The organism is Aeromonas piscicola (assembly GCF_000820005.1).
Classification (GTDB): Bacteria; Pseudomonadota; Gammaproteobacteria; order Enterobacterales; family Aeromonadaceae; genus Aeromonas; species Aeromonas piscicola.
The window spans coordinates 96,654-120,846 of the sequence record NZ_CDBL01000052.1 but is presented as its reverse complement, the minus strand read 5'-3'; the positions used below and the strand labels follow the sequence as shown (position 1 = coordinate 120,846).

Annotated in this window: 22 protein-coding genes and 1 riboswitch; of the genes, 9 read left to right on the top strand and 13 right to left on the bottom strand. The window is 59.4% G+C overall.

Features of this window, described 5'->3' with window-relative positions:
• The first annotated feature begins 61 nt into the window (after window positions 1-61).
• The 5 genes from BN1128_RS11190 to BN1128_RS26035 all read left to right on the top strand — a co-directional run bounded on the left by BN1128_RS11190 (window position 62) and on the right by BN1128_RS26035 (window position 3,603).
• A complete protein-coding gene (locus tag BN1128_RS11190) occupies window positions 62-697 on the top strand; it encodes a Vat family streptogramin A O-acetyltransferase (protein ID WP_042868698.1) in 636 nt (211 codons plus the stop codon).
• 130 nt (window positions 698-827) lie between these two features.
• Window positions 828-1,265: a GNAT family N-acetyltransferase gene (locus BN1128_RS11185; RefSeq protein WP_042868696.1), complete on the top strand. Its 438-nt coding sequence runs from the start codon at window positions 828-830 to the stop codon at window positions 1,263-1,265.
• Window positions 1,266-1,297: 32 nt separating this feature from the next.
• Window positions 1,298-1,840, top strand: a complete 543-nt coding sequence (locus BN1128_RS11180; protein ID WP_042868694.1) for a GNAT family N-acetyltransferase — start codon at window positions 1,298-1,300, stop codon at window positions 1,838-1,840.
• 214 nt (window positions 1,841-2,054) lie between these two features.
• Window positions 2,055-2,840, top strand: a complete 786-nt coding sequence (locus BN1128_RS26040) for a P-loop NTPase family protein (protein WP_209428558.1) — start codon at window positions 2,055-2,057, stop codon at window positions 2,838-2,840.
• Window positions 2,841-2,976: 136 nt separating this feature from the next.
• A complete protein-coding gene (locus BN1128_RS26035) occupies window positions 2,977-3,603 on the top strand; it encodes a hypothetical protein (protein WP_209428557.1) in 627 nt (208 codons plus the stop codon).
• Between the two features lie 122 nt (window positions 3,604-3,725).
• Here the strand turns inward: BN1128_RS26035 and BN1128_RS11170 are convergent, their stop codons facing one another.
• Window positions 3,726-4,034, bottom strand: coding sequence for a hypothetical protein (locus BN1128_RS11170; protein ID WP_042868693.1), 309 nt, complete (start codon window positions 4,032-4,034; stop codon window positions 3,726-3,728).
• A gap of 143 nt (window positions 4,035-4,177) precedes the next feature.
• Between BN1128_RS11170 and BN1128_RS11165 the strand changes: the two genes are divergently transcribed.
• Both BN1128_RS11165 and BN1128_RS11160 read left to right on the top strand, forming a co-directional pair.
• A complete protein-coding gene (locus tag BN1128_RS11165) occupies window positions 4,178-4,513 on the top strand; it encodes a hypothetical protein (RefSeq protein WP_005316265.1) in 336 nt (111 codons plus the stop codon).
• Window positions 4,494-4,943: a hypothetical protein gene (locus BN1128_RS11160; protein ID WP_042868690.1), complete on the top strand. Its 450-nt coding sequence runs from the start codon at window positions 4,494-4,496 to the stop codon at window positions 4,941-4,943. Before BN1128_RS11165 ends, BN1128_RS11160 begins: the two co-directional genes overlap by 20 nt.
• Before the next feature lie 444 nt (window positions 4,944-5,387).
• Here the strand turns inward: BN1128_RS11160 and thiH are convergent, their stop codons facing one another.
• The 9 genes from thiH to BN1128_RS11115 all read right to left on the bottom strand — a co-directional run bounded on the left by thiH (window position 5,388) and on the right by BN1128_RS11115 (window position 15,227).
• Entirely contained in the window at window positions 5,388-6,608 is a 1,221-nt protein-coding gene (thiH, locus tag BN1128_RS11155; RefSeq protein WP_156140282.1) for a 2-iminoacetate synthase ThiH, read from the bottom strand.
• A 29-nt stretch (window positions 6,609-6,637) separates the two neighbouring features.
• Window positions 6,638-7,405, bottom strand: coding sequence for a thiazole synthase (locus BN1128_RS11150; protein WP_042868688.1), 768 nt, complete (start codon window positions 7,403-7,405; stop codon window positions 6,638-6,640).
• Window position 7,406: 1 nt separating this feature from the next.
• The gene (thiS, locus tag BN1128_RS11145) at window positions 7,407-7,619 is read right to left on the bottom strand and encodes a sulfur carrier protein ThiS (protein WP_042868686.1); all 213 of its coding nucleotides are present in this window, start codon (window positions 7,617-7,619) and stop codon (window positions 7,407-7,409) included.
• The gene (locus tag BN1128_RS11140; protein ID WP_042868684.1) at window positions 7,616-8,389 is read right to left on the bottom strand and encodes a HesA/MoeB/ThiF family protein; all 774 of its coding nucleotides are present in this window, start codon (window positions 8,387-8,389) and stop codon (window positions 7,616-7,618) included. Before BN1128_RS11140 ends, thiS begins: the two co-directional genes overlap by 4 nt.
• Window positions 8,379-9,953 carry a thiamine phosphate synthase gene (gene thiE / locus BN1128_RS11135; protein ID WP_042868682.1) on the bottom strand — a complete coding sequence of 525 codons (1,575 nt, stop codon included), beginning with the start codon at window positions 9,951-9,953 and terminating at the stop codon, window positions 8,379-8,381. The genes BN1128_RS11140 and thiE overlap by 11 nt, the downstream gene beginning before the upstream one ends.
• Window positions 9,950-11,983 carry a phosphomethylpyrimidine synthase ThiC gene (gene thiC / locus BN1128_RS11130; RefSeq protein WP_042868680.1) on the bottom strand — a complete coding sequence of 678 codons (2,034 nt, stop codon included), beginning with the start codon at window positions 11,981-11,983 and terminating at the stop codon, window positions 9,950-9,952. Before thiC ends, thiE begins: the two co-directional genes overlap by 4 nt.
• A 264-nt stretch (window positions 11,984-12,247) precedes the next feature.
• Window positions 12,248-12,361: riboswitch (TPP riboswitch) on the bottom strand.
• A gap of 105 nt (window positions 12,362-12,466) precedes the next feature.
• Window positions 12,467-13,948 (bottom strand): beta-barrel pore-forming toxin aerolysin, encoded by a 1,482-nt coding sequence (aerA, locus tag BN1128_RS11125; RefSeq protein ID WP_042868677.1) that lies wholly within the window; start codon window positions 13,946-13,948, stop codon window positions 12,467-12,469.
• A 295-nt stretch (window positions 13,949-14,243) separates the two neighbouring features.
• Complete coding sequence (locus tag BN1128_RS11120) at window positions 14,244-14,723, bottom strand: hypothetical protein (RefSeq protein ID WP_042868675.1); 480 nt, start codon at window positions 14,721-14,723, stop codon at window positions 14,244-14,246.
• Between the two features lie 87 nt (window positions 14,724-14,810).
• Window positions 14,811-15,227 (bottom strand): hypothetical protein, encoded by a 417-nt coding sequence (locus BN1128_RS11115; RefSeq protein ID WP_042868673.1) that lies wholly within the window; start codon window positions 15,225-15,227, stop codon window positions 14,811-14,813.
• A 90-nt stretch (window positions 15,228-15,317) separates the two neighbouring features.
• Here BN1128_RS11115 and BN1128_RS11110 point away from each other — a divergent pair, with 90 nt between their 5' ends.
• Together BN1128_RS11110 and BN1128_RS11105 are read left to right on the top strand one after the other, a co-directional pair.
• Window positions 15,318-15,986, top strand: a complete 669-nt coding sequence (locus BN1128_RS11110; protein ID WP_042868671.1) for a response regulator transcription factor — start codon at window positions 15,318-15,320, stop codon at window positions 15,984-15,986.
• 41 nt (window positions 15,987-16,027) lie between these two features.
• Window positions 16,028-17,287 carry a sensor histidine kinase gene (locus BN1128_RS11105; RefSeq protein ID WP_042868669.1) on the top strand — a complete coding sequence of 420 codons (1,260 nt, stop codon included), beginning with the start codon at window positions 16,028-16,030 and terminating at the stop codon, window positions 17,285-17,287.
• 89 nt (window positions 17,288-17,376) lie between these two features.
• Here BN1128_RS11105 and brnQ read toward each other — a convergent pair whose 3' ends face one another.
• The 3 genes from brnQ to metH form a co-directional block, all read right to left on the bottom strand.
• The gene (gene brnQ / locus BN1128_RS11100) at window positions 17,377-18,699 is read right to left on the bottom strand and encodes a branched-chain amino acid transport system II carrier protein (protein ID WP_042868667.1); all 1,323 of its coding nucleotides are present in this window, start codon (window positions 18,697-18,699) and stop codon (window positions 17,377-17,379) included.
• A gap of 510 nt (window positions 18,700-19,209) precedes the next feature.
• Window positions 19,210-20,106 (bottom strand): 30S ribosomal protein S6--L-glutamate ligase, encoded by an 897-nt coding sequence (gene rimK, locus BN1128_RS11090; protein ID WP_042868663.1) that lies wholly within the window; start codon window positions 20,104-20,106, stop codon window positions 19,210-19,212.
• A 239-nt stretch (window positions 20,107-20,345) separates the two neighbouring features.
• Window positions 20,346-24,041 (bottom strand): methionine synthase, encoded by a 3,696-nt coding sequence (metH, locus tag BN1128_RS11085; RefSeq protein WP_042868661.1) that lies wholly within the window; start codon window positions 24,039-24,041, stop codon window positions 20,346-20,348.
• Window positions 24,042-24,193 lie beyond the last annotated feature (152 nt).

Here is a 24,193-nt window from a genome sequence, read left to right as displayed (position 1 = left end):
TGGCAGACCGTCATCAACTTCCTTTACGGTAGTGTGCTGACAGATTCGAAAGGAGAGCACCTTGCACGGACCCGATCCCGCCAATCCCCATCCCATGAAGGGCTTCCCCCAGGTGTGCTTTATCAAGAACACCATCAAGGGGCCCAATATCGAGGTGGGCGACTATAGCTACTACGACGACCCGGAAGACTCGGCAGGCTTTGAGCGCAACGTCCTCTATCACTTCCCCTTCATCGGCGACCGGCTCATCATCGGCAAGTTCTGCGCCATCGCCCGCGGGGTCAAGTTCATCATGAACGGTGCCAACCACCAGAGCTCCGGCTTCTCCACCTACCCCTTCTTTATCTTCGGCAATGGCTGGGAGAGCGCCGTCCCCGCACCGGGCACGCTGCCTTACAAGGGGGATACGGTGATTGGCAACGACGTCTGGATTGGCTATGAAGCTCTGCTCATGCCGGGCGTGAATGTCGGCAACGGCGCCATTATCGCCGCCCGCTCCGTGGTCACCGGCGACGTGCCCGCCTACGCCGTGGTCGGCGGCAACCCAGCCCGGGTGATCCGCTACCGCTTTGACGATGACACCATAGCCCGCCTCAATGCCATCGCCTGGTGGAACTGGCCGGTGGAGCAAATCAGCCGGAATTTGCCGTTGATCAGCGCCGGCGATATTACGGAATTGGAGAAGGTGGGTTTATAGCAGTCCATCTGGAGGCGTCGAGGAGAGCCTCCCCATCCGATCGCAATACAACCTTGGGGAGAACACATCAATCCCCCAGACCATTGTGATATATGCGAACTTAATTCAGGCTCTACATGGAGTTACCCGAATGACCTTACCAACACCCGCTTTCACTGTCGTCCACTCAACGCCGCCCGTCGAAACCTATCGCTATCTTCGAACAGCAGCGGGACTTAGCTCGAAGACTATTGAGGCCGCAGAACGTGGCCTGCCCAATACGCTGTTTGCCGTCCAGATATTTTGCGGTCAGACCACAATCGGCATGGGCCGCGTTATCGGAGATGGCGGGACATTTTATCAAGTCGTTGATATTGCAGTCCTGCCTGAATATCAGGGTCAAGGTGTAGGCAAAAAGATCATGGCGGAGATCGCGGACTATATTGCCCGCGAAGTGCCGGAGTCAGGCTATGTCAGCTTGCTGGCAGATGGGCAGGCTCAGCGACTCTATCAACAATTCGGTTTCTCGCTCACGGCTCCTGCTAGTGTTGGCATGGGGCTTAAGCGGGTTGCCGTCGAAAAGGCCTAACCATTCATCCAAATGAAAACGCAGGACAACCCATGACATTCCAACCACTTGCCAATGCCAATCTCGTTATTCGCCCCTTCCAACCGGCTGATGCCGATGAGTTTGTCCGCGCGGCGCACGAATCAATCGAGAGGGTCGGCAAATGGATGAGCTGGTGCACTCCCTCATTCAATCGGGACAAGGCGCTGGGGTGGTTTGCCACCTGCGATCAGGATCGTGAAGCGGGGCGTGCCTATGATATGGGCCTCTTTTGCGCCGCTACCGGCCAGCTATTGGGTGGCGCCGGTATCAACCAGCTGGCAGCTCATCATCGCTACGGCAATATCGGCTATTGGGTGCGGCAATCCCGACAAGGCCAAGGCATAGCCGGTCAGGCAGTCGCCCTGCTGCGTGACTTCGGTTTTGAGCAGCTAGGTCTATTTCGGCTGGAAATCGTGATGGGAGTTGGCAACACCGCCAGCGAAGCCGTCGCCATCGCCACAGGAGCCACCTTTGAGTGTCGGGCAAGAAATCGCATCTTCCTTCATGACCAGCCTCTTGATGCGCATATCTACGCTCTTGTTCCAACAGACTGATTTCTGTAGCAAGGTACGTCCCGCGGGCTTATTCAGACGTGAACTAGTAATGGTTGTGGCACCTTCTCTCTGCACTACCTTAATCAATCCGCCGTCACACATCGGCCAAAATAGTGGGGCCCCCAAAATTACACCGTAGTATTAAGACCTAGCAAGCCAGGTGGGATTCATATAGCATCGAACATTGTGGTTCAAAAGGGGAAGGCAAGAGAAAATGGCTGATGCAATGAAATTAGAAAAACTTAGGGAAGTTATCTCTGAGAATCTACGAGTCCAAAGAGATAGTGACCCTGTAGATTACATAAGTGTTGGTACGGCCCTGCAGGATGCCAAAGCAAAACAGAATCATGCTATCTTTGCTCGCCGTGGATGTGGAAAAACCCTACTGCTACATCATTCTTCTCGACACTTAAGGCCTGAACTGAAAAGTATCTATCTAAACTGTGAAGATTTCAAAAGACACTCATTCCCTAACGTCTTAGTGGAAATACTATCTTCTATATTTCGCGAGCTTGATAAAAATATATCAGGATGGTTTGGGAAGAAACGAAAGCTAAAAATAATACTCAAGGATATCTTGGGGAAACTTGAGACTCTTCATGTTGAAGCAGATCTTCGCGATGAGGATATTAAAAGTAAAAAATCTGCTGAAACACTTACTGGGTATGATGTCGGGTTAAAAATAGACCAAATCTCACTTTCACACAGATCATCAGGAAAAAATAGTCAAGAGATTGAACGATCCTTTAAAATCCATCGTGAAAAATTGCAGGAACTTGATCTATGGCTTCCAAGGTTGAAAGAGAACCTACGCGATTTATTTGAGGCATCCAGTACAGTGAAAGGTATTATTCTACAAATTGATGACCTTTATCACTTAAAACGAACTGATCAAGCTTTTGTCGTTGATTATGTACACCGTCTTTGCAAAGACATTCCTATTTATTTCAAGATAGCCACGCTTCGACATTCTTCGACATTCTTCGACACTGTATGTTGATAGAGATGGTCAACCCATAGGTGCACAAGAGCGGCATGACTATCAACCTATAGATATAGATTATACATTCAGCAACTTTACAAAAACACTTCAACAAAACAGAGCTATCTTAGTTCAATTTGGCAAACAAGTTGGCATGACTGAAAGTGAAGTGATGAGCCTATTCAAAGGAGAAGGGTTTGAGAGATTAGTCATGGCTGGTGGTGGTGTTCCACGTGACATATTATCTCTGTTTTTGCACCTTCTTAGCGATTGCGTACAAGATTCAGGCGGAAGAATAGGTAAAGATGAGGTTAGACTTCTTTCAAGAAACAACTTTGAAAGAAAAATTGAAGAACTTAAGCAGGATTCAAAAGATGATGAGCAAGGAGATCTCATAAAAGGCATTTATATTATTAAGCGCTTTTGTCTAGACAAGAAAGTAAACATCTTCGTTATTGAGGAAAAACTCCTTCAGCAAAATGATGCTTTACGAGCTCTCATATATAGACTACTTGATTATCGAATCATTCATAGTTGTGCTTCAGCGCTCACTCATAAGTCATCAGAAGGTACATTCCAAGCTTTCGCCGTTGATATAGGATGCTATGCAAACTTAAGAAAACTGGAGGGCCGATTTAACGAAATTGATGTTGCCGATGCTAATTCAAAAGAAAAGATGAGATCGGCACCCATCCTAGATCAAGCGAAGCTTGAACATATTTTAGAAACTTTACCGGTTAATGTAGAGGCAGAAATTCTGACTGCAGAGATGGAAGCCTAGATACAGGATCCTATACGATACAATCAATACCGTTGGGTGCAATGAACGAAGTGAATTGCACCCTACGATTGCAACTTTGCTTGCCAAGCCCACTTTGATGCTAACAATGAAATTAATGAGTATTACATTGCAGAATGAGAGATGATGGCAAATGCCAATCCCAAAAATCCGGCCCAATTAACATATGTCTCTTTATGGGATGGGAGAATGGCATGACCAAATAATATCACACCATATGAGAATATGGGCAGATATTGGGTTAACCGCCCAATATAAATGGAAGCGCCAGATGTGGTGACAGGAAAGAAGTAATAAAGGGCAAGATAGAACAACATCAAGAATGAACCGGATAAAAACCGTTTATCTTCAAGCCGACCAAAACCCGAAAAAAGGTAGATTCCCGCGATGAGAAAAACGACCAGCAACATCATAATAAATATCTACCTCTCGGATTCCTGCTCACCTCAGAACAGTACGATACATCTTCCATTTTCAAACCCTTTAATTTGACCGTCAGCGGGATAAATGATATCCATTTGGCCTCATTCATGTCTGATAGCAACAGGAGAGTATCATGGGGATAGCCACTTGTCCGATCAAGGAGTTGACTCTGAGTTCTCGCTCAATAGATGCTCTTGAGCAGATCGACCAACTTGTGGATAGTGCGAATCAATTGGCCTTCGCCGTTTCCGCCACGCCGCTATATACCATTTTCAGTGACCCAAGAAGTGCCAAAGATGTGGTCTACAACATCCATGACCACGACTGGGAGTTGTATGGCCAAGCAATGGAAGGTATCCCCAATATGCTTCGCCATAAATTGAATCAGGTTGTCGAACCCATGGCATGGTCCTCAACAGGTAAAGAATCTCAATTCTGGAAGTGCGTCCATGCCTCATATAACAAGTAAACTCACGTTCCTGCTGCTCTTTGTCTGTCAGGGCACCATGGCCCTGTCACTGCATGATCTGGATCCAGCGTTTGAGCGGTGTGAGGCGATCAAGTCGCAGCACACACCCACGCTGCCAGCGAAAGGCGACCACTTCTGGTCACTGGGGAGGGAACAACAGGCGACCGTGCTTATCTATCTGCATGAAAAAAGCATGGAGCGCTGCACCGCAGCAGAGGTTGATGCACTGGCGCTCAAGGCGTTCCATCAAGCAGTAGAGGGAGACAGTTCCTTTCTCAACGTATTAATCAAGGCCAGCGCCACCACCCTAACTCCTGCCCAAAAAAACCAGTTGCAGCAGATTGGGCAGGCAGAGCTGGACAGGTTGGCAGGCATGAAGGAATTTGCTCACCCCTTCTCGCTAACCAATTACCTCAAGCAATTACCCTAAGAACCATCTCGCATATCAACTGCACCCACCACGATCTAAGGGGCGGACACGCTCTTGGTTCCCCCTCTTATTCGCTGAAGCGAACCCGCTTGTCCAGGCCGCGAGACAGGATGTCGAGCGAGCGGCGCGTGCCGTCGGACAAGCGGGTGAGCCGAAGGCACCCGACGAAGTCGGGCGAATAAGTGGGGGAGAAGACCTTTGGTGACTTTGGGTCTTTCCAAAGTCACTCGCCCCGGCCCGAAGGGCGGGCGAAACCCCTTCGAGGCCAGCGGCCTCGTGTCCTGCACGGCAAGGCCGTGCCATTCCTCCCATCACATAGAACGGACGATTACGCCTGACGGCCAATCGACCCTACGATTGCACGGCGCAGCCGTGCCTGCTTGCCACAGGCACAGCGTCTGGCTGGACGCCCGGATGCCACCGGCAAAGGGGGCGTGGCCGCCCCTATCGGCCCAAAAACGATTCCCAGTCCTTGAACACCGGCTGCAACCCCGCCTGCCTGACGACATCGGCGACCTCACCCAGCGGGCGAGCGTCATGGATGGCAAACTGCTCCAGCTCCTCCTTGTCCCCTTCGGCATAGCCGCCCGGCTGGGTGCGCGATTCCGCCGACATCTGGGTGATGCCGAGGCGCAGGGCGCCGTTGCGAAACACAGGGGATTCCCGGGTGGAGAGCGACAACTCCAGGGTCGGCGAGAAGAGGCGCCAGGCGCAGATGAGCTGCACCAGCTGCCTGTCCGACATGACCACGGAAGGCTGCAGGCCGCCGGTGCAGGGACGCAGGCGCGGGAAGGAGAGCGAATAGCGGCTCTGCCAGTGATGGCGCTCGAGCCAGCTCAGGTGCTCGGCTACGAAATAGCTGTCGGCGCGCCAATCCGAAGAGAGGCCAATCAGCGCCCCCAGCCCTATCTTGTCGATGCCGGCCCGCCCCAACCGCTCCGGGGTGGCGAGCCGCCAGTCGATATCCTGCTTGTTGCCGCGCAGGTGATGGCGAGCGTAACTGGGGGCGTGATAGGTCTCCTGATAGACCATGACGGCATCCAGTCCCAGGGTTTTAAGCTCGGCGTAATCGGCCTGCGACAGTGGCTGCACCTCCATCGCCAAGGCGCTGAAATGGCGGCGGATCTGCGGCAGGTGCTCACGAAAATAGGCCATGCCCACCTTGCTCTCGTGCTCGCCGGTCACCAGCAACACGCTGTCGAAACCGCGCGCCTTGATAGCCAGACATTCGCGCTCAATTTCCTCTGCATCCAGCGTCTTGCGCTTCAAGCGATTGCTCATGGAAAAGCCGCAGTAGGAGCAGTCGTTAGCGCAAAGGTTCGACAGATAGAGGGGCACATAGAAGCCCACCGTATTGCCGAAACGCTGGCGGGTGAGGCGCTCGGCCTCGGCCGCTATCTGAGGCAGGTATGCCTCGGCGGCCGGGGAGATCAGCGCCATAAAGTCGGCCAGGGTGCGGCGTGGACTGGCCAGCGCCAGCTCCACATCCCGGGTCGTCTTGGCGCGGATCTGCATGCCGATATCGTCCCACTCCAGCTCGCGCCAGCGGTCTACGAAAGACGCGGCCCCAGCCCTCGCCTCTGATGCCCTCACCCCCAGCCCCTCTCCCAGAGGGAGAGGGGAGCGGACCCCATCCATCTCGGGAATTGGGACGAGAGAGGCCATCGCCACCGAGTCTTGCCCTGTGCTCAGGCTCATAAGGCCTCCAGAAAGTCGGTGAGCGGGCTGGAGGCGCTGGCTTGCAGCCCGCGCGCGCCGAGGCCCGCCTCATAGGCGCTGCGGCCAGCCTCACAGGCCAGCGCGAAGGCGCGGCCCATGGCGACCGGATCCCGGCTCACGGCGATGGCTGTGTTCACCAGCACGGCGTCGGCACCCAGCTCAAAGGCCGCGGCGGCGTGGCTCGGCGCACCTATCCCCGCATCCACCACCACGGGCACCCGCGCCTGTTCGATGATGATGGCGAGGAAATCCCGGGTCACCAGCCCCTGATTCGAGCCAATCGGCGCGCCGAGCGGCATGACGGCGGCGCAGCCCACCTCTTCGAGCCGCTTGCAGAGCACGGGATCGGCCCCGCAGTAGGGCAGCACCACGAAACCCTCTTTCACCAGCTGCTCGGCCGCCTTGAGCGTCTCTATGGGATCGGGCAGCAGGTATTTGGGATCGGGGTGGATCTCGAGTTTCAGCCAGTTTGTGCCGAGCGCCTCCCGGGCCAGATGGGCGGCAAACACCGCCTCGGCGGCCGTCTTGGCGCCCGAGGTGTTGGGCAGCAGCTTGACCCCGAGTGCCAGCAGCGGGGTGAGGATATCGTCGTGGCGCTTGCCGGGGTCGAGGCGCTTGATGGCCATGGTCACCAGCCGGGAGCCGCTTGCTTCGATGGCGGCCGCCATCAGATCCGGGCGGGCAAACTTGCCGGTGCCGGTAAAGAGGCGGGACGAAAATTCATGGTCGGCTATGGTCAGCATCTCAGCCTCCGGCGATGGCAGTGAAAAGGTGGAGTTCATCCCCGTCATTGAGCCGGGTGTCTGGCCAGCGGCTGCGGGGCAGCACGGCGCCGTTGAGGGCCACCGCCACCCCCTGCGGGGCTACCTCGCGGGCCGCCAGCAGCTCGGCCACGCAGATCTGGTTATCCGGGCTGGTCGTCAGCACCAGCTCGCTGTTGTTCAATCGGATCTTCATTGCGCATCCTCCATGGGATTGGCAAAGGTAGAGGCGCCGCACACGGAACAGGCAGGATCGGGGGACAACCCCAGGGTCTGCCACTCGTGGGTCAGGGCATCGAAACGGCGCAGGGTGCCCGCCACCGGACTGGGCTTGCCCAGCAGCAGACGCAAGGCTTCCAGCGCCTGCAAGGCGCCCATCACCCCCACCAGGGGGCCGGTAACGCCGCTGCTCTGGCAGCTCTCCTTGATCTCGGTATCCAGCGGATAGAGACAGGCGTAGCAGGCATGCTCGGGGGCGGTTCGTACCATCAGCTGTCCCTGCCAGCCGACGGCGGCGGCCGAGATCCAGGGCTTGTGCTGAGCCACACAGACGGCGTTGATGGCGTGGCGACTGGCCAGGTTGTCGCAGCAGTCGACAACCAGATCCACCTCGACCACGAAGGCGGGCAGGCTCTGCTCATCGAGCCGCTGATTGATGGCGATAAGCTCTACATGGGGGTTGTGGGCCGCCAACCGCTCCCGGGCCAGCTCGGCCTTGGAGCGGCGCAGCCCCTCTCCATCGAACAGGATCTGGCGCGGCAGGTTGCTGGTATCCACAGTATCGCCGTCGGCCAGCCACAAGGTACCCACCCCGGCTCCGGCCAGATAGAGGGCCAACGGCGAGCCGAGCCCGCCGAGGCCGACGATCAGCACGGATGCCTCTTTCAGCCTCGCCTGCCCCGCCTCGCCGATTTCGCTCAGCATCAGTTGCCTGCCGTAGCGCAGGTACTCCACATCAGAGAGCATGATCGGCCTCCTGCTGCGTGATGGCCTGATGGATAAGCGCAGAGCAGGGCTCATCCCCCGCCCCCACTGCTGCCAGCAATCGGGCTGTGGCCCCCTGCCAGTCGTCGCTTGCAGTGATGGCAGACACCAGCGCAATGCTACCCACCCCGCTTGCCTGAACCGCAGCCACGCGATCCTCGCTGATGCCACCGATGGCGACCGTCGGCCAGTCGCGCATGAGTGCCTGGTAGCGTTGCAGTCGCACCAGCCCCTGGGGGCGGGACGGCATCTGCTTGGTGTTGGTGGGGAAGATATGACCCAGCGCTATGTAGGAAGGGGCCAGCTCCCGGGCCCGCATCAACTCGAAGTAGCCGTGGGTGGAGAGACCGAGGCGCAGGCCGGCGGCCTGGATGGCGGCGAGATCCGCCGTCTCCATGTCCTCCTGCCCCAGATGTACGCCATAGGCACCCGCGGCTATGGCCTGCTGCCAGTAGTCGTTGATAAAGAGCCGCGCACCAAAGCGGCGACCCAGCGCCACCGCCTCGACAATGGCCGGCGCAACCTGGGCGGCGGGCAGGTTCTTGATGCGCAGCTGCAGGGTCTTGACCCCGGCCCCCAGCAGACGCCTGAGCCACTTGACCGAATCCACCACAGGATAGAGACCCAGATGCTGTTCGGTCGCGGCAAAGGGGCCCTCGGGCAGGCGGGCCTCGCAGGCGGGATAAAGACCAAAGCGGCGATCCAGGTTCGACCCTGCCAGCACGGCGCGGGGGAAGTGGGCAAGATCCGCTGGCCAGCCGAGATGGGCGATGGGGCCAGGGCCGGCCCCCACCCCTTGCGCCCCAGCCAGCCCCTGTTGCAGGTAGGCACGCGCCAGGGTGATGGCGTCATCGACCGGGTGATCCTGCGCCACCACGGCGGCGATGGCGCTGGCATAACAGCAACCGGTGCCGTGGCCGTGGCGGGTGTCGATACGCGGCGCCGCCAGCCAGAACTCGCGCTGCTCGTCCTGGTAGTAATCGAGGCAGAGCTCTTCGCTCCAGCCCAGATGCCCGCCCTTGACCAGCACCGCCCTGGCGCCGAGTTCGCGCAGTCGCGCCGCCCCCGCCCGCACCAGTTCAGGGCTGCTGGCGGGAATGCCGGTCAGCGCCTCCAGTTCGGGGCCGTTCGGGGTGATGAGGGAGAGGCGCGGCAGCAGATGTTCACACACCGCCGCCAGCATGTTGGCTTCGGCCATGGGGGTGCCAGTGCTGGCAATGGCGACCGGGTCGTAGACCACGAAGGGGGCCGTCAGGGTATCGAGCCGCCGGGCCAGCACCTCCACATGGAGCCGAGTCGGCAGCAGGCCTATCTTGATGGCCGCTGGGGGCAAGTCGACACCGAGGGCATCGATCTGGGCGGTGAAGGTCTGCATCAGCACGGGATCGACCATCTTCACCGCCACCGAGTTCTGGGCCGTGATGGCGGTGATGACAGAGCAACCGTGCACGCCGAGATCGTGCAAGGTATGCAGATCGGCCTGAATGCCGGCACCGCCCCCGGAATCTGAACCGGCTATGGTCCAGACGATGGGTCGGCTGTTCATGCCTCCTCCCGCGCCGGTTTGAGGGCCGCCGCCTGATGGTAGAGCTCGCTCCCCTTCTCCTTGAAGGTTTCTGCCATCTGCGCCATGCCGCTCTCAACCTCGGCCACTACCCGCTCCTGCTGGCCATCCATGCCCACCAGTTTCACCTCGACCGCCTCCAGACTGGCCGCGTAGTCGCGCACGTCCTGGGTGATCTTCATGGAGCAGAACTTGGGACCGCACATGGAGCAGAAGTGCGCCACCTTGCCGGACTCCTGGGGCAGGGTCTCGTCGTGGTAGGCGCGGGCGGTCTCGGGATCCAGCGCCAGATTGAACTGATCCTCCCAGCGGAATTCGAAGCGCGCCTTGGACATGGCGTTGTCGCGGATCTGGGCCCCCGGGTGACCCTTTGCCAAGTCAGCGGCATGGGCGGCGATCTTGTAGGTGATGAGACCCTGTTTCACGTCCTCCTTGTTGGGCAGCCCCAGGTGCTCCTTGGGGGTGACGTAGCAGAGCATGGCGCAGCCGTACCAGCCGATCATGGCGGCGCCTATGCCGGAGGTGAAGTGATCATAACCGGGAGCTATGTCTGTGGTGAGCGGGCCCAGGGTATAGAAAGGCGCCTCGTGACAGTGCTCCAGCTGCTCCGTCATGTTGCGCTCTATCATGTGCATGGGCACATGACCCGGCCCCTCTATCATCACCTGGACGTCGTACTCCCAGGCGATCTTGGTGAGCTCGCCCAGGGTGCGCAGCTCGGCGAACTGGGCCTCGTCGTTGGCGTCATAGACAGAACCGGGGCGCAGACCGTCCCCAAGCGACAAGGCCACGTCATAGGCGGCGCACAGCTCGCAGATCTCGCGAAAATGCTGGTAGAGGAAGTTCTCCTTGTGGTGCGACAGACACCACTTGGCCATGATGCTGCCGCCCCGGGAGACGATACCGGTGAGGCGCTTGGCGGTCATGGGCACGTAGCGCAGCAAGACGCCAGCATGAATAGTGAAGTAATCCACCCCCTGCTCGGCCTGTTCGAGCAGGGTGTCGCGGAACAGCTCCCAGGTGAGGTCTTCGGCGATGCCGTTGGTTTTTTCCAGCGCCTGATAGATGGGCACTGTGCCTATGGGCACAGGGCTGTTGCGCAGGATCCACTCGCGGGTCTCGTGGATGTTGCGACCAGTGGAGAGATCCATGACGGTGTCGGCGCCCCAGCGGGTGGACCACACCAGCTTCTCCACCTCCTCTTCGATGCTGGAGCTGACCGCCGAGTTGCCTATGTTGGCGTTGATCTTCACCAGGAAGTTGCGGCCTATGATCATGGGCTCGGTTTCCGGGTGGTTGATGTTGTTGGGAATGATGGCGCGGCCGGCAGCCACCTCATCGCGCACGAATTCGGGGGTGATGTTCTCGGGCAGGCGGGCACCGAAACCCTGACCCGGATGCTGGCGCAGCAGCAGCTCGGAGCGCACCCGCTCGCGGCCCATGTTCTCGCGGATGGCGATAAATTCCATCTCGGGGGTGACCAGCCCCTGACGGGCATAGTGCAGCTGGGTTACCCGGCGGCCAGGCTTGGCGCGACGAGGCTTGGGCAAGTTATCGAAGCGCAGGTGGTCCAGCCCCTCATCGGCCAGACGCTCCTGAGTGAAGGCGGAGCTGAGATCATCGAGCTCTTCGTTGTCACCGCGCTCCCGTACCCAGCTTTCCCGCAGGCGCGGCAGACCGAGACGCACATCGATGACCGCATGCTCATCACCGTAGGCACCCGAGGTATCATAGACGGGGACAGGCTCGTTGGCTTCAAACTGCGGGTTATCCTTGCTGCCACCCACCAGGGTGTCGGCCAGGGCAATTTCGCGCAGCCCCACCCGGATATCGGGGCGAGAACCTTCGATAAAGATGCGGCTGGAGTTGGGGTGAGCCATCCCCTTGAGATTGTCGATAAAACGCTGGGCACTGGCACGCTGCTCGCGGCGGCTGGGGGCTGGCTTGCGCTGTTCGGAAACAGCCTGCTCGGATACGGCCTGTTCAGTGGCGGATGATACGGAAGTAGACATAGCAAAACTCTCATTAACTGGTTGAAGTTATGGGTGTTTGCTTGTCTGGAGTTCGAGGAGAAGTGATGAACCTGTGGGTGAGGTTTGCATTCAAGAGGGAGCAAAACTGAAGCCTTGGCTTCCTCCTGCGCATCTTCTGCACTTCCCCCCTGATGGACAAGGTGACAGAACAGGATGGCAGGCTCCCTCTTGTGCGCACTGGCTTGCCGGTCGGATCACTCCTCTCGGCGAGCGGGGAAGCTTGTTCCTCCCCGGCGCGGCAACCCACTGGTTACCCTTGTTTCCCTTCGCAGGTTCTAGCCTGATCAGGTTCCACGGATCCCGAATTAACGGTCTCAGCCTTGCGTCGTTCGACGGTTGGCACTCCGACAAGATGGCGCCAGTATAAGTGGGGAAATGGAAAGCACAAGCCTTTAACCAGCCCGACCAGTACAAACAACAACCGGGCCATGGGCCCGGTTCTCTTACTGCAACACACTGCCATTATAGGTTGGCAACAGGGGTCACGCTGAAGCTGACATTGTTGAAGCCAAGCCCGGAGAGCTCTTGTGCATCGAGCGGGATCTCCAGTCTCAGACCCTGACCACCGCCGTCCACACTGCGAGCACGACGCACCTTGCTGTCAGCCGCGAGCGGTACGGGAGCACCGATTTCGATGTTGCCGGCAAACTGGCTCTCGGCACTGAAATCACCGGTGATCCCGGCCCGAACCGGGCGCAGCACTCTGGCCAGGTTATTCTGCATGGTAGGCAGACCGTTCTGCTGTATGGTCCAGTTCCAGTCCCACCACTTCACTTCACCCGGGATGTAACGCTTGTCCCATTGGTAACGAATGCTGCTCGCCTTGTCCTTGTACGGACCTATGACGAAGGTGTGGTTCCAGTTCGGACGATTGTCCGGATGGGTATACCAGGCGTTGCCGCCCCAGCGCAGGAAACCGCTCAGGGTCAGGTCATAGCTGACATCGGCCTTGAACTCATAGGGGTAGGAGATGTCGGCCTTGTAGAGCTCGATCTTCACCGGGATCTTGGAACGGGCCGGCACAGTCGGTCGTACGGACTGAGACAGGGAGGTGGTGGTCGAGCCCCCGTTCTGGGACGCCCAAGACTGGGTGGCTGCAATCTCGATGGAGAGTTCGGTTTCCCCCACCAGTGGCCACTTGAACTTGTTCTTGGTGGTCACCTTCTCGCTCAGGCCATAGGTATTGGTCTTGGACCAGTTGGTGGCGGTGTCGTAGCGCAGGGTGACGTCATAGCCGGATTGGGGGGTGTCGCTGTCGTTGATAGCCCAGCCCACCACCGTCTTGACCAGCTGACGGTCGGACTGGGTCACATCGCCATGCTTGAAGCTGTCAGGATCCAGGTTGTAGGCAAAATTGCTCACCTTGATGGAGGTCTTGTCACCACAGCGATAGCCATCGCAGCCACCGTCATTGTTGCCACGGATCACCCAGCCATCGCCATCACGGGTCACATCCATGTCTTCACCGACATATTGGCTGTGATTGCCGCCCACCCAGGCATAACCGAGGTAATGGGCCAGATAGCTGGTTGGTTTGATGAAATTCGCACTGTCATGTACCAACCGCCACTGTACATCTACTTCGTCACCATCTGGAATATCCAGGGCAGACATCGTCGGTATTTCGCCGGTAACAGGATTGGTCGGATAACACCAGGTACTGGATGCTGTTCCTGGTTTTATCTCACCGTTATAACCCGGCCCCATAATGACCCAGCCATTGGCAAGCCCGCTTATTTGCCATTGCCCCATCATGCCGACAATATTGCTTTTAACGCTCTGCGCCTCTTCTCGATTGACGGGGCGATACTTGTCGCCACAGACCTCTTGGCCCAATGAAAACAAGCGGAGCTGGTCTGGGTAGACGGGCTCAGCCGCTTGCACCTGTGCCATCAGCAGGCCGGATATGATTAATGACAAGCCAGTTAGTTTTAATTTTTTCATAGCAACCCCAATATATTTAACATTGACATGCATTCACCAACTTTATATATCAGCGGGTGGCATGTGGGTACGACAATATCAGTCATGTTAATCGCAACATGCGATCCAGCCCACACTTTAATATGTGAAACACATAAACAAAGTTATTAATTTCACTTCGACCAATATTGATTGATATAATATCAGAGCATCCGCTCTATTATTTTATTCGTCACTTAATCATCTTTTGGAATATAGATAAAAAAGATATTTCTAATTTAGCAAAATAAATATTAAGCGTTTGACTGCATGATCCTTATTCCGGTTCATCCTCGGGGTTGGGGATCAGGATCTCGGTTACCCGGCCCGTTTCATCGCGACTCAGCACCAGTTGGCGACCCGGTTGCAGATCGGCGGGACCGCCGTTGAGCCAGCGGGTACCGGCATCGAAGGTGATTGTGCCCAGCCCCTGCAATTGCAGCGAGTGGCCGGCCACCGCGAGCAAGGGAGCCTCTGCCCGTCGCCAGTGAACGGCCGCCGCTGACTCTGGCACGAAATTTGTGCGGCGAATATGCTCGGCGACGCCGTTGCGACTCAGGATGGCAAGCCGCATGCCGGGTCTGAGCTCACCCGCGTGGCGAACCCCGCTCAGGCGTGCACTGCCAAGCTCCAGTTCGGCCCCCTGAAATTGCAGGCGAATGCCGTCGCTGTGTTCCAGTTCCACCAGCCAGAGCTCACCATCGGCGGCAAGGGTGCAGAGCGGCAGTGCCAGCAACAGAAGATAGGTGCGCGTCATAGCAATAAGCCCATGGTCAAACTCGTGTTGAGGTTTAACTATGGATCTGAGCAGGCCATTTTGCCGGTAGACAAATGAAGCTTGTGTTCAGTCGTCCTCGCGGCAGCGGCTCAACCGCATGCCGTCAAACTTGCACTCCAGCTCCAGCCAGCGGCCTTCGAAGGGGGCCAAGCTGTCATCCGAAGTGACATATCCCCAGATACGCCCCTGTGCGACCGGCCCTTCCAGCTCCATCTCATCGTCCTCCTCCAGCGCTTCCACTTTGCGGATCACCCTCAGCTCGCCCTCTATCACCCCTTCCAGATCGACCCAGGTGCCACCAAGATCGTCCTCGCTCAGCCCGTCCTTGAAGCGGGTCCCTTCATCGAGCACGAAGGGAATGCCGTTGACCATCAGCTGGCCCAGCTGCCAGGTGGTGCGGCCGGTCAACTTGAACTCGGCCGACTGCGCGGTGCCAAGTGGCAACAAGATAAACAGCAAGAGCGCGCAGAGAGACTTCTTCATCAGGGATCCTCGGGGTTACACTGCCACAAAGGATGGCTTGTCCAGTGTGAGACGAGCGTGAAATGCCGGTCAAAACCAGGAGATCAAAACATGAAAATACTGGTGGTGGAAGACAATCCCCAGGTGGCGGAAACCATCATGGATTACCTGGAGCTGGCCGGGCACAGGATGGACTGTGCCTATCACGGTCAGGCAGCGCTGCAACTGCTGGCGCAGCAGCGCTTCGACGTCATCATCATGGACGTCATGATGCCGCGCCTGGACGGCCTGAGCACGGTAGAGCGGCTGAGAGCCGACGGGGTCGCGACCCCGGTGCTGTTTCTCACCGCCCGCGACAGCCTAGATGACAAACTGGCGGGCTTCCGGGCCGGTGGCGATGACTACCTGGTCAAGCCCTTCGCCATGGAGGAGCTGGAAGTACGGCTGCAGGCACTGGCCCTGCGCGGCCCCCGCAGCGACATGGGGGCGCTGTGCGTGGGCGAGCTGACGCTGGATCCCGCCAGTGGCCGCGCCACCCGCGCCGGAGTCGAGCTCAAGCTCGGCAAGATCCCGTTCCAGATCCTCACCCTGCTGATGCGTCGCGCCCCCCATCTGGTGAGCCGTCAGGAGGTGCTCGACACCGTCTGGGGCGATGAAGAGCCCGACTCCGACGCCCTGCGCAGCCACATCTATGCCCTGCGCAACGCCCTCGACAAACCCTTTGCCACCCCCATGCTGGAAACCCTGCACGGCCAGGGCTATCGGCTGGTGACTTCATGACCAAACCCGAAGGCCATGACCCATCCTTATCGGGTGACTCAATGGGCCAGCCTGCCGAAGGCCTTGACCAGGCACAGCCAGATGCCCAGGACAGCCTGCCCAGCCTGCACCGTCGCCTGATCCTGACCCTGAGCGGGGCCGGCATGCTGCTGCTGATCATCATCAGCCTGCTGATGGTGGTAGCCGAAGACAAAATGGAGGAGTTGAGCCTGCGTCACTGGCTGGAAGCCGAGGTGACCCGCTACAACGACGACTGGCTGCGGCTCGGCGTGGCGGCCCCCGCCCCCAGCCCGCGTCAGTTCTCCAGCTACTGGACCCAGGCCGGCCGGCTGCCCGCCTGGCTCAAGCCCTATCAGAGCCCGGGCTTCTACGAACATGTGCTGGGGGATGAGGACAAGCACTTCCTGGTGCGGCCCCATCCGTCCGGCGAGGGGCTGCTCTACCTGGTATTCAACGATGATGCCGACGACTACCTTGATCCCTATGAAGACCAGCTGCATCTGGCGACCCGGCTGATCGGGCTGGCCCTGCTGCTCGCCTGCATCGGCTTCGGCATCTGGCTGGTGCGCCACATCACGCGCCCCCTTGAGCGATTGCGTCAACGGGTGGCTCACCTCACGCCGGATCAGGCGGATTTCGTACCCGACGCCCCCTGGCAGGAGCTGCGGGACATAGAGCTGGCACTGTTGACCGGCAAGCACGAGGTGGCCGCCGTGTTCGCCCGCGAGCAGGAGTTCAGCCGCTTCGCCAGCCACGAGCTGCGCACCCCCAACATGGTGATCCAGGGCTCCGCCGCCCTGCTCGGCAAGGTGACTGACCTGCCGGCGCCGGCCGCCCGCGCCACCCTGCGCATTCGCGCCGCCGCCGATGAGATGGCGCTGCTCACCGAGACCTTCCTGCTGCTGGGCCGCAAGGAGGCGGTGGAGCGGCCATTGCAACGGGTCGCGCCGCTGATCCAGCAGGAGCTGGCACGCCTGGCCCCGCTGTTGCAGCGGGAGACGCTGGACATCCGGCTGCATCTGGACGAGGAGAGCGAGGTGAGCGCCCCCCTCTCATTGCTCGCCATCGCACTCGGCAACCTGCTCAAGAATGCCCTGAGCTATGCCGAGGGGCACATCGAGATCGAACTGTGCGGGCCCCTGCTCACCATCAGCAACCCGACCGCGGCGGCGCCGGATCAGATCCTGGGCTATGGCTGCGGCCTCACCATCATCCAGCGCATCTGCGAGAAGCTGGACTGGCAGATAGAGACCCGGCTGGAGGATGGCATCTTCAGCGCCAGACTGGCGATGCGGGAGTAACAATGAACAAGGCGCCCGAGGGCGCCTTGTTCATTGTTTCCGTCATAAAAACCGGCCAAGGGGCCGGTTTTTTCATTCGGGCCAGGCCCTTACTGACAGGCGGCCACCTGTGGGCGACCCTGCAGGCGATCCCAGAGGGCTGCCAGCAGCAGGGCACATAGTGAAGGCGGCAGCCAGGCCAGCCCCTGCTCGTTCAGCGGCAGGGCGAGACTCCAGGCCGGCAGCAGGCCGGCCAGGGCCGAGGCCTTGAGCCCATCGATAAGACCGAACAGCAGGCTGATCAGCATGACAGGCGCCACCACTCGGGTGCCATTGCCCCACCAGCGCAGGGTGAAACTCAGCACCACCAGCACTATGCAGGGGGGATAGATGGCGGTCAGTACCGGCACCGAGAGCTGGATCAGGTGGCTCAGCCCCAGGTTCGAGACCAGCATGGAGAAGCCCCCCAACAGCAGCACCAGGGTACGGTAGGAGAGCGGCAGGTACTGGGCGAAGAACTCGGCACAGGCGCAGGTCAGGCCGACGGCCGTCACCAGACAGGCGATGAAGATGAGCAGCGCCAGGAAACCGCTGCCCATGCTGCCGAAAGTGTGCTGGACGTAGGCGTGCAGGATCTCGGCGCCATTCTGGGCATGGGGCACAAGTTCACCGCTCACCGAGCCGAGGCGGAACAGGCTGAGGTAGACCAGGGTCAATCCCGCCCCGGCGATAAGGCCGGCCAGTATGGTGTAACGGGTAAGCAACCCGGCACTGCTCACCCCGCGCGAGCGGGCCGCGTTGACGATGACGATACCAAACACCATGGCCCCCAGGGTGTCCATGGTGAGGTAGCCATTGACGAAGCCGTTGGAGAAAGGCTGATGCTGGTAGCTCTCGATGGCCGGGATGGCAGAGCCGGCAGGCCATAACAGGACAGCGAGGCCCAGCGCCGCCAGCGCCAGGATCTTGATCGGCGCAAGCACATGACCCACTGTGTCGAGCAGCCGACCCGGGTAGAGGGAGATGCCGATCACCAGGGTGAAGTAGACCAGGCTGTAGATCAGCAGGGCCGAGCCATCATCGCCAAACAGGGGAGCCAGTCCCACCTCATAGGAGACAGTCGCCGTGCGCGGAGTGGCAAACAGCGGCCCCACGGCCAGATAGCAGACGGTGGCGAGCAGGAGCCCGGCCTTGCGGCCGATGGGCGCGCTCAGGGCATCCACACCGCCCCCCACCTTGGCCAGCGCCACCACGGTGAGTACCGGCAGGCCAACCGCCGTCAGCAGAAAGCCGAGGGCGGCGCTCCACACCAGCTCACCGGACTGCAACCCGACCATGGGTGGGAAGATGATGTTGCCTGCGCCGACGAAGAGCGCGAAGGTCATGAAGCCCAGAGCGACTATGTCTCTGGATGTTAATTTTTGGTTGTTCATGCTGCGTAGTCTGCCTATGACAAGGTAAAATCATGACGGAAGTCGGCGCGAATGGCGTATTCGTGCAAAAAATCCGCAGATAGTTTTATTAAATTTTTATGTTCCGCGACGTGCGAAGGGCGCCAAGTAGAGCGTTTGTGCCACCGAGAGGCAAGTGCGGCACCGCAATCCAGCCACTTCATCCAGAAAATAATTAAGCCTTGGTGTTTGATCTTGAGATGGTGCAATTTTGCAACAGATGATAACGCAAACGAGAGTCTCATTTGAAACCAAATCTTACCAATCGTTTCGCCGGCCTGACCCTTCTGGAGCCCTCCTTCTCGCGCAGCGCTATGACCTTCTGCATCCCCTCTTGCTCTAGCCCTCGGCACCTGAACTCGGGTGCGTTGCGCTGCTCCGACGGCCAGGTCGAGCGCCCCCTGGCGGCCCAGCCCTCATCCGAGTGGCGAGCCAAAAAAAGCAAGGCGCCCGAAGGCGCCTTGTCTGTTCCAACCATCCGGGTTGCTGCGATCATTCGGCAGGCTTGTTCTTGCGGCTCGCCTTGAGTTCGAGGAATTCGATGATCTTGCCCGCCACATCCTTGCCGGAGGCCGCTTCTACCCCCTGCAGGCCGGGGGAGGAGTTCACCTCCAGCACCAGCGGGCCTCGGGCACTGCGCAGAATATCCACCCCGGCCACATCCAGCCCCATGATCTTGGCGGCCTGCACCGCAGTCGCCCGCTCTTCGGGGCTTATCTTGATCGCCTCGGCGGTGCCGCCACGGTGCAGGTTGGAGCGAAACTCCCCCGGCTGGGCCTGGCGGCGCATGGCTGCGACTACCTTGCCATTGACCACCAGACAGCGAATGTCGGCGCCGTTGGCCTCGCGGATATACTCCTGCACCAGGATGTTGTTGTTGGTCTGGATAAAGGCCTCGATCACGCTCTCGGCGGCCTTCTGGGTCTCGCACAACACAACCCCAATCCCCTGGGTCCCTTCCAGCAGCTTCACTACCAGAGGGGCGCCCCCCACCATGGTGATGAGATCCGGCACATCGTGGGTGCTGTGGGCATAACCCGTGATGGGCAGACCTATGCCGTGGCGTGACAGCAGCTGCATCGCACGCAGCTTGTCGCGGGAACGGGAGATGGCCACCGAGCTGTTGAGGGCCATGGTGCTCATCATCTCGAACTGGCGCAGCACGGCGGTACCGTAAAAGGTGATGCTGGCGCCGATGCGCGGGATCACGGCGTCGTAACTCTCCAGCTCTCGTCCTTCGTAGTGAATGGAGGGGCTGTGGGAGGCGATATTCATGTAGCAGCGCAGGGTGTCGAGCACCTCTACCTGATGACCGCGCGCCTGTGCCACCTCGACCAGACGGCGGGTGGAATAGTTTCTGGGCTCACGGGATAAAATGGCGATCTTCATGAAAATTCCGCTAGAAGGCAGTGCCTGGGCAGGATGGGGCGGGAGAGTATAAGGTGCCACAGCGCCAAGACAACGCCAATTGTTTCTCCTGACAACAAGACAAACCACACAGAACTGCACACTGCAATCCCGTTGTCACCGATATGTCAAACGGCGGTCCTAAGCTGGTCTGTCAACCAGCCCAAGGATGCCGCCGTTTCTCGTCAAAGATCAACCCGTACCACAGGGGAGATCACTATTCAGTTCAGGTTCGGCCCCAGCCAGCGTTCTGCTTCCGCCAGCGTCATCCCCTTGCGGGCGGCGTAATCTTCCACCTGATCCTGCTGGATCTGCGCCACCGCGAAGTATTTGCTGTCGGGGTGGGAGAAGTACCAGCCCGACACGGCCGCGCCCGGCCACATGGCGTAGGATTCCGTCAGCTTCATGCCGATGGCCTGCTCGACGCCCAGCAGCTCCCAGATGCTGCCCTTCTCGGTGTGCTCGGGGCAGGCGGGGTAGCCGGGCGCCGGGCGTATGCCGCGATAGTTCTCGCGGATCAGCTCTTCGTTGCTAAGGGCCTCGTCGGGGGCATAGCCCCAGTGCCGCTTTCGCACCTGCTCGTGCAGATACTCGGCGAAGGCCTCGGCGAGACGGTCGCACACCGCCTGAATGAGAATGGCGTTGTAGTCGTCGTGATCGGCCTTGTAGGCGTGCGCTATGGCCTCCTCGCCGATGCCGCCGGTCACGGCAAAGGCACCGATCCAGTCCGGCTGGCCACTCTCTTTCGGCGCCACATAATCCGCCAGACAGTAGTTGGGGAAGCCCTGCTTCTCGCTCTGCTGGCGCAGATGGTGCAACACCTTGCGCACTTGGGTGCGCGACTCGTCGGTGTAGACCTCTATGCTGTCGCCCACCCCGTTGGCGGGGAACAAACCTATGATACCGGCGCAGCGCACGCTCCCATCACGCTCGAGTTTGTCGAGCATGGCGTTGGCATCGGCAAACAGCTTGGTCGCCTCCTCACCTACGATCTCGTCTTCCAGGATGCGCGGATACTTGCCCGCCAGCTCCCAGCTGAGGAAAAACGGCGTCCAGTCTATATAGGGGTGCAGCACCGAGACGGACACGTTTTCGAACGTCTGCACGCCGGGCTCGCAGGGGGCCGGCGGTTGATAGTTAACCCAGTCCAGCTGCTGCCGGTTGGCGCGGGCGTGGGCCAGACTGACAGGCCGGGATCTCGGCTGCTTGCGGGCATGCTGATCACGGGCAACCTCGTACTCCTTGTCGATGCGGGCGACAAAGGCAGGCTTGAGCTCAGGGTTGAGCAAGCTCTGGGCCACCCCGACGGCGCGCGATGCGTTCGACACATAGACCACGGGTTCGCTGTAGTTCTGCTCGATCTTGACCGCGGTGTGCGCCTTGGAGGTGGTGGCCCCGCCGATCAAGAGCGGCAGCTTGAAGCCCTGGCGCTCCATCTCTTTGGCCACGTGCACCATCTCGTCGAGAGACGGTGTGATCAGGCCCGACAGCCCTATGATGTCCGCTCCTACTTCACGGGCAGTCTTGAGAATGGTCTCGCAGGAGACCATAACCCCCAAGTCGACGATCTCGTAGTTATTGCACTGCAGCACCACCCCGACGATGTTCTTGCCGATGTCGTGCACGTCCCCCTTCACGGTAGCGAGCACTATCTTGCCATTGCTGTAGCCGCCCTGTTTTTCGGCTTCGATATAGGGCTGCAGATAGGCCACAGCCCGCTTCATCACCCGGGCGGATTTGACCACCTGGGGCAGGAACATCTTGCCTGCGCCAAACAGATCGCCGACCACGTTCATGCCATCCATCAGGGGCCCTTCGATCACGTGCAGCGGCTTCTCGGCGCCGGCCCGCGCCTCCTCGGTATCCTCTTCGATAAAGTCTGTGATGCCCTTGACCAGAGCGTGCTCCAGCCGCTTGCCTACCGGCCAGCTGCGCCACTCCTGATCCCGCGGATCCTCTGCCTGGGCACCAGCGCCACGATACTTCTCGGCGATGGCCAGCAGATCCTCGGTGGCACTGTCACTCAAGTTGAGCACCACGGCCTCGACCTTCGCCTTCAGCTCGGCCGGAATGTCTTCATAGATGGCAAGCTGACCGGCATTGACTATCCCCATGTCCATGCCGTTCTGGATAGCGTGGTAGAGGAAGACGGCGTGGATCGCTTCGCGCACCGGTTCGTTGCCGCGAAACGAGAAGGAGACGTTGGAGACGCCGCCGGAGATCATGGCGTGGGGCAAATGGGTCTTGATGTCCTTCACCGCCTCGATGAAGTCCACCGCATAGTTGTTGTGCTCGTCGATGCCGGTCGCCACCGCGAAGATGTTGGGATCGAAGATGATGTCTTCCGGCGGGAAGCCCACCTGATCCACCAGGATCCGGTAGGCGCGCTGGCAGATCTCGAACTTGCGGGCACGGGTATCGGCCTGGCCCACCTCGTCGAACGCCATGACGATGACGGCGGCGCCGTAGCGACGCAGCAGTTTGGCCTGCGCGATGAACTTCTCCTCCCCCTCCTTCATGGAGATGGAGTTGACCACCGGCTTGCCCTGCACGCACTTGAGGCCCGCTTCCAGCACCTCCCATTTGGAGGAGTCGATCATCACCGGCACTCGGGCTATGTCGGGCTCGCCGGCAATCAGGTTCAGGAAGCGCACCATGGCCGCCTCGGCGTCCAGCATCCCCTCGTCCATGTTGATGTCGATGATCTGGGCGCCGCTCTCCACCTGCTGCTTGGCCACATCCAGCGCCTCGTCGTAGAGCCCCTCCTTGATCAGCCGCTTGAACTTGGCCGAGCCGGTGACGTTGGTACGCTCCCCGACGTTCACAAACATGGAGTCCGCGGTAATGATGAGGGGCTCGAGGCCAGACAGTCGGCAGGCGACCGGCAGCGTGGGCAGCGCGCGCGGCTTGATGCCCGCCACCGCATCACTCATGGCGCGGATATGGGTCGGGGTGGTGCCGCAGCAGCCCCCTACCAGGTTGAGGAAGCCGCTCGAAGCCCACTCGCGGATATGGTCCGCCATCTCCCCCGCGTCCAGATCGTACTCGCCGAACGCATTGGGCAGACCGGCATTGGGGTGGGCACTGACATGGGTTTCGCTGATGCGCGACAGCTCTTCGACATACTGGCGCAGCTCGTCGGGGCCGAGCGCGCAGTTGAGGCCAAACGAGATGGGCTTGACGTGGCGAAGCGAATGGTAGAAAGCTTCCGTAGTCTGGCCGGAGAGGGTGCGGCCGGAGGCATCCGTGATGGTGCCGGAGATCATCACCGGCAGCACATAGCCCAGCTCCTCGAACACCAGATCCACCGCGAAGGCGGCAGCCTTGGCGTTGAGAGTATCGAAGATGGTTTCGATCAGAATGAGGTCGGCCCCCCCCTCGATCAGGGCGTGGGTCGACTCCGTGTACGCAGCCACCAGCTGGTCATAGGTGACGTTGCGCTTGCCGGGATCGTTCACGTCCGGCGAGATGGAACAGGTGCGGTTGGTGGGGCCCAAGACCCCTGCCACGAAGCGCGGCTTGGCCGGGTCTTTGGCCGTCCACTCGTCCGCCACGGCGCGGGCCAGACGGGCGGCTTCGCGGTTGATCTCGGCGGAGAAGGCTTCCATCTCGTAATCGGCCATGGCGATACGGGTGGCGTTGAAAGTGTTGGTCTCGAGGATGTCGGCCCCGGCGGCGCAGTATTGATCGTGGATCTCGCGGATCACCGCAGGCCGGGTCAATACCAGCAGATCGTTGTTGCCCTTGATGTCGGTGTGCCAGTCGGCAAAGCGCTCGCCCCGATAGTCCGCCTCACCCAGCTTGTAGCCCTGGATCATGGTGCCCATGGCACCGTCGATGATCAGGATCCGTTCCTTGAGACAGGATTCCAGCTTCTTCTTTATGTCCGACTTTTTATTCGACTCTATGCTCGACACCGCTCGTTCCTCTTACATCCATGCAACTGCGTGAACTTCATCCTAGCAGCAAACAAATCAAATGGAAATCTAGCCGTCTATCTGTCCGTAACTGCAGCCCATATACTCATAAATAGGTAATGAGTAACATGTAACCCCAGAGTACCCTATGC

What these genes read in the sequence shown, in the direction of transcription:
- BN1128_RS11185 (WP_042868696.1), top strand. Translation starts at nt 828, where the DNA reads ATGACCTTACCAACACCCGCTTTCACTGTCGTCCACTCAACGCCGCCC.
- BN1128_RS11180 (WP_042868694.1), top strand. Translation starts at nt 1,298, where the DNA reads ATGACATTCCAACCACTTGCCAATGCCAATCTCGTTATTCGCCCCTTC.
- BN1128_RS26040 (WP_209428558.1), top strand. Translation starts at nt 2,055, where the DNA reads ATGGCTGATGCAATGAAATTAGAAAAACTTAGGGAAGTTATCTCTGAG.
- BN1128_RS26035 (WP_209428557.1), top strand. Translation starts at nt 2,977, where the DNA reads ATGACTGAAAGTGAAGTGATGAGCCTATTCAAAGGAGAAGGGTTTGAG.
- BN1128_RS11170 (WP_042868693.1), bottom strand. Translation starts at nt 4,034, where the DNA reads ATGATGTTGCTGGTCGTTTTTCTCATCGCGGGAATCTACCTTTTTTCG.
- BN1128_RS11165 (WP_005316265.1), top strand. Translation starts at nt 4,178, where the DNA reads ATGGGGATAGCCACTTGTCCGATCAAGGAGTTGACTCTGAGTTCTCGC.
- BN1128_RS11160 (WP_042868690.1), top strand. Translation starts at nt 4,494, where the DNA reads ATGCCTCATATAACAAGTAAACTCACGTTCCTGCTGCTCTTTGTCTGT.
- thiH (WP_156140282.1), bottom strand. Translation starts at nt 6,608, where the DNA reads ATGGCCTCTCTCGTCCCAATTCCCGAGATGGATGGGGTCCGCTCCCCT.
- BN1128_RS11150 (WP_042868688.1), bottom strand. Translation starts at nt 7,405, where the DNA reads ATGCTGACCATAGCCGACCATGAATTTTCGTCCCGCCTCTTTACCGGC.
- thiS (WP_042868686.1), bottom strand. Translation starts at nt 7,619, where the DNA reads ATGAAGATCCGATTGAACAACAGCGAGCTGGTGCTGACGACCAGCCCG.
- BN1128_RS11140 (WP_042868684.1), bottom strand. Translation starts at nt 8,389, where the DNA reads ATGCTCTCTGATGTGGAGTACCTGCGCTACGGCAGGCAACTGATGCTG.
- thiE (WP_042868682.1), bottom strand. Translation starts at nt 9,953, where the DNA reads ATGAACAGCCGACCCATCGTCTGGACCATAGCCGGTTCAGATTCCGGG.
- thiC (WP_042868680.1), bottom strand. Translation starts at nt 11,983, where the DNA reads ATGTCTACTTCCGTATCATCCGCCACTGAACAGGCCGTATCCGAGCAG.
- aerA (WP_042868677.1), bottom strand. Translation starts at nt 13,948, where the DNA reads ATGAAAAAATTAAAACTAACTGGCTTGTCATTAATCATATCCGGCCTG.
- BN1128_RS11120 (WP_042868675.1), bottom strand. Translation starts at nt 14,723, where the DNA reads ATGACGCGCACCTATCTTCTGTTGCTGGCACTGCCGCTCTGCACCCTT.
- BN1128_RS11115 (WP_042868673.1), bottom strand. Translation starts at nt 15,227, where the DNA reads ATGAAGAAGTCTCTCTGCGCGCTCTTGCTGTTTATCTTGTTGCCACTT.
- BN1128_RS11110 (WP_042868671.1), top strand. Translation starts at nt 15,318, where the DNA reads ATGAAAATACTGGTGGTGGAAGACAATCCCCAGGTGGCGGAAACCATC.
- BN1128_RS11105 (WP_042868669.1), top strand. Translation starts at nt 16,028, where the DNA reads ATGGGCCAGCCTGCCGAAGGCCTTGACCAGGCACAGCCAGATGCCCAG.
- brnQ (WP_042868667.1), bottom strand. Translation starts at nt 18,699, where the DNA reads ATGAACAACCAAAAATTAACATCCAGAGACATAGTCGCTCTGGGCTTC.
- rimK (WP_042868663.1), bottom strand. Translation starts at nt 20,106, where the DNA reads ATGAAGATCGCCATTTTATCCCGTGAGCCCAGAAACTATTCCACCCGC.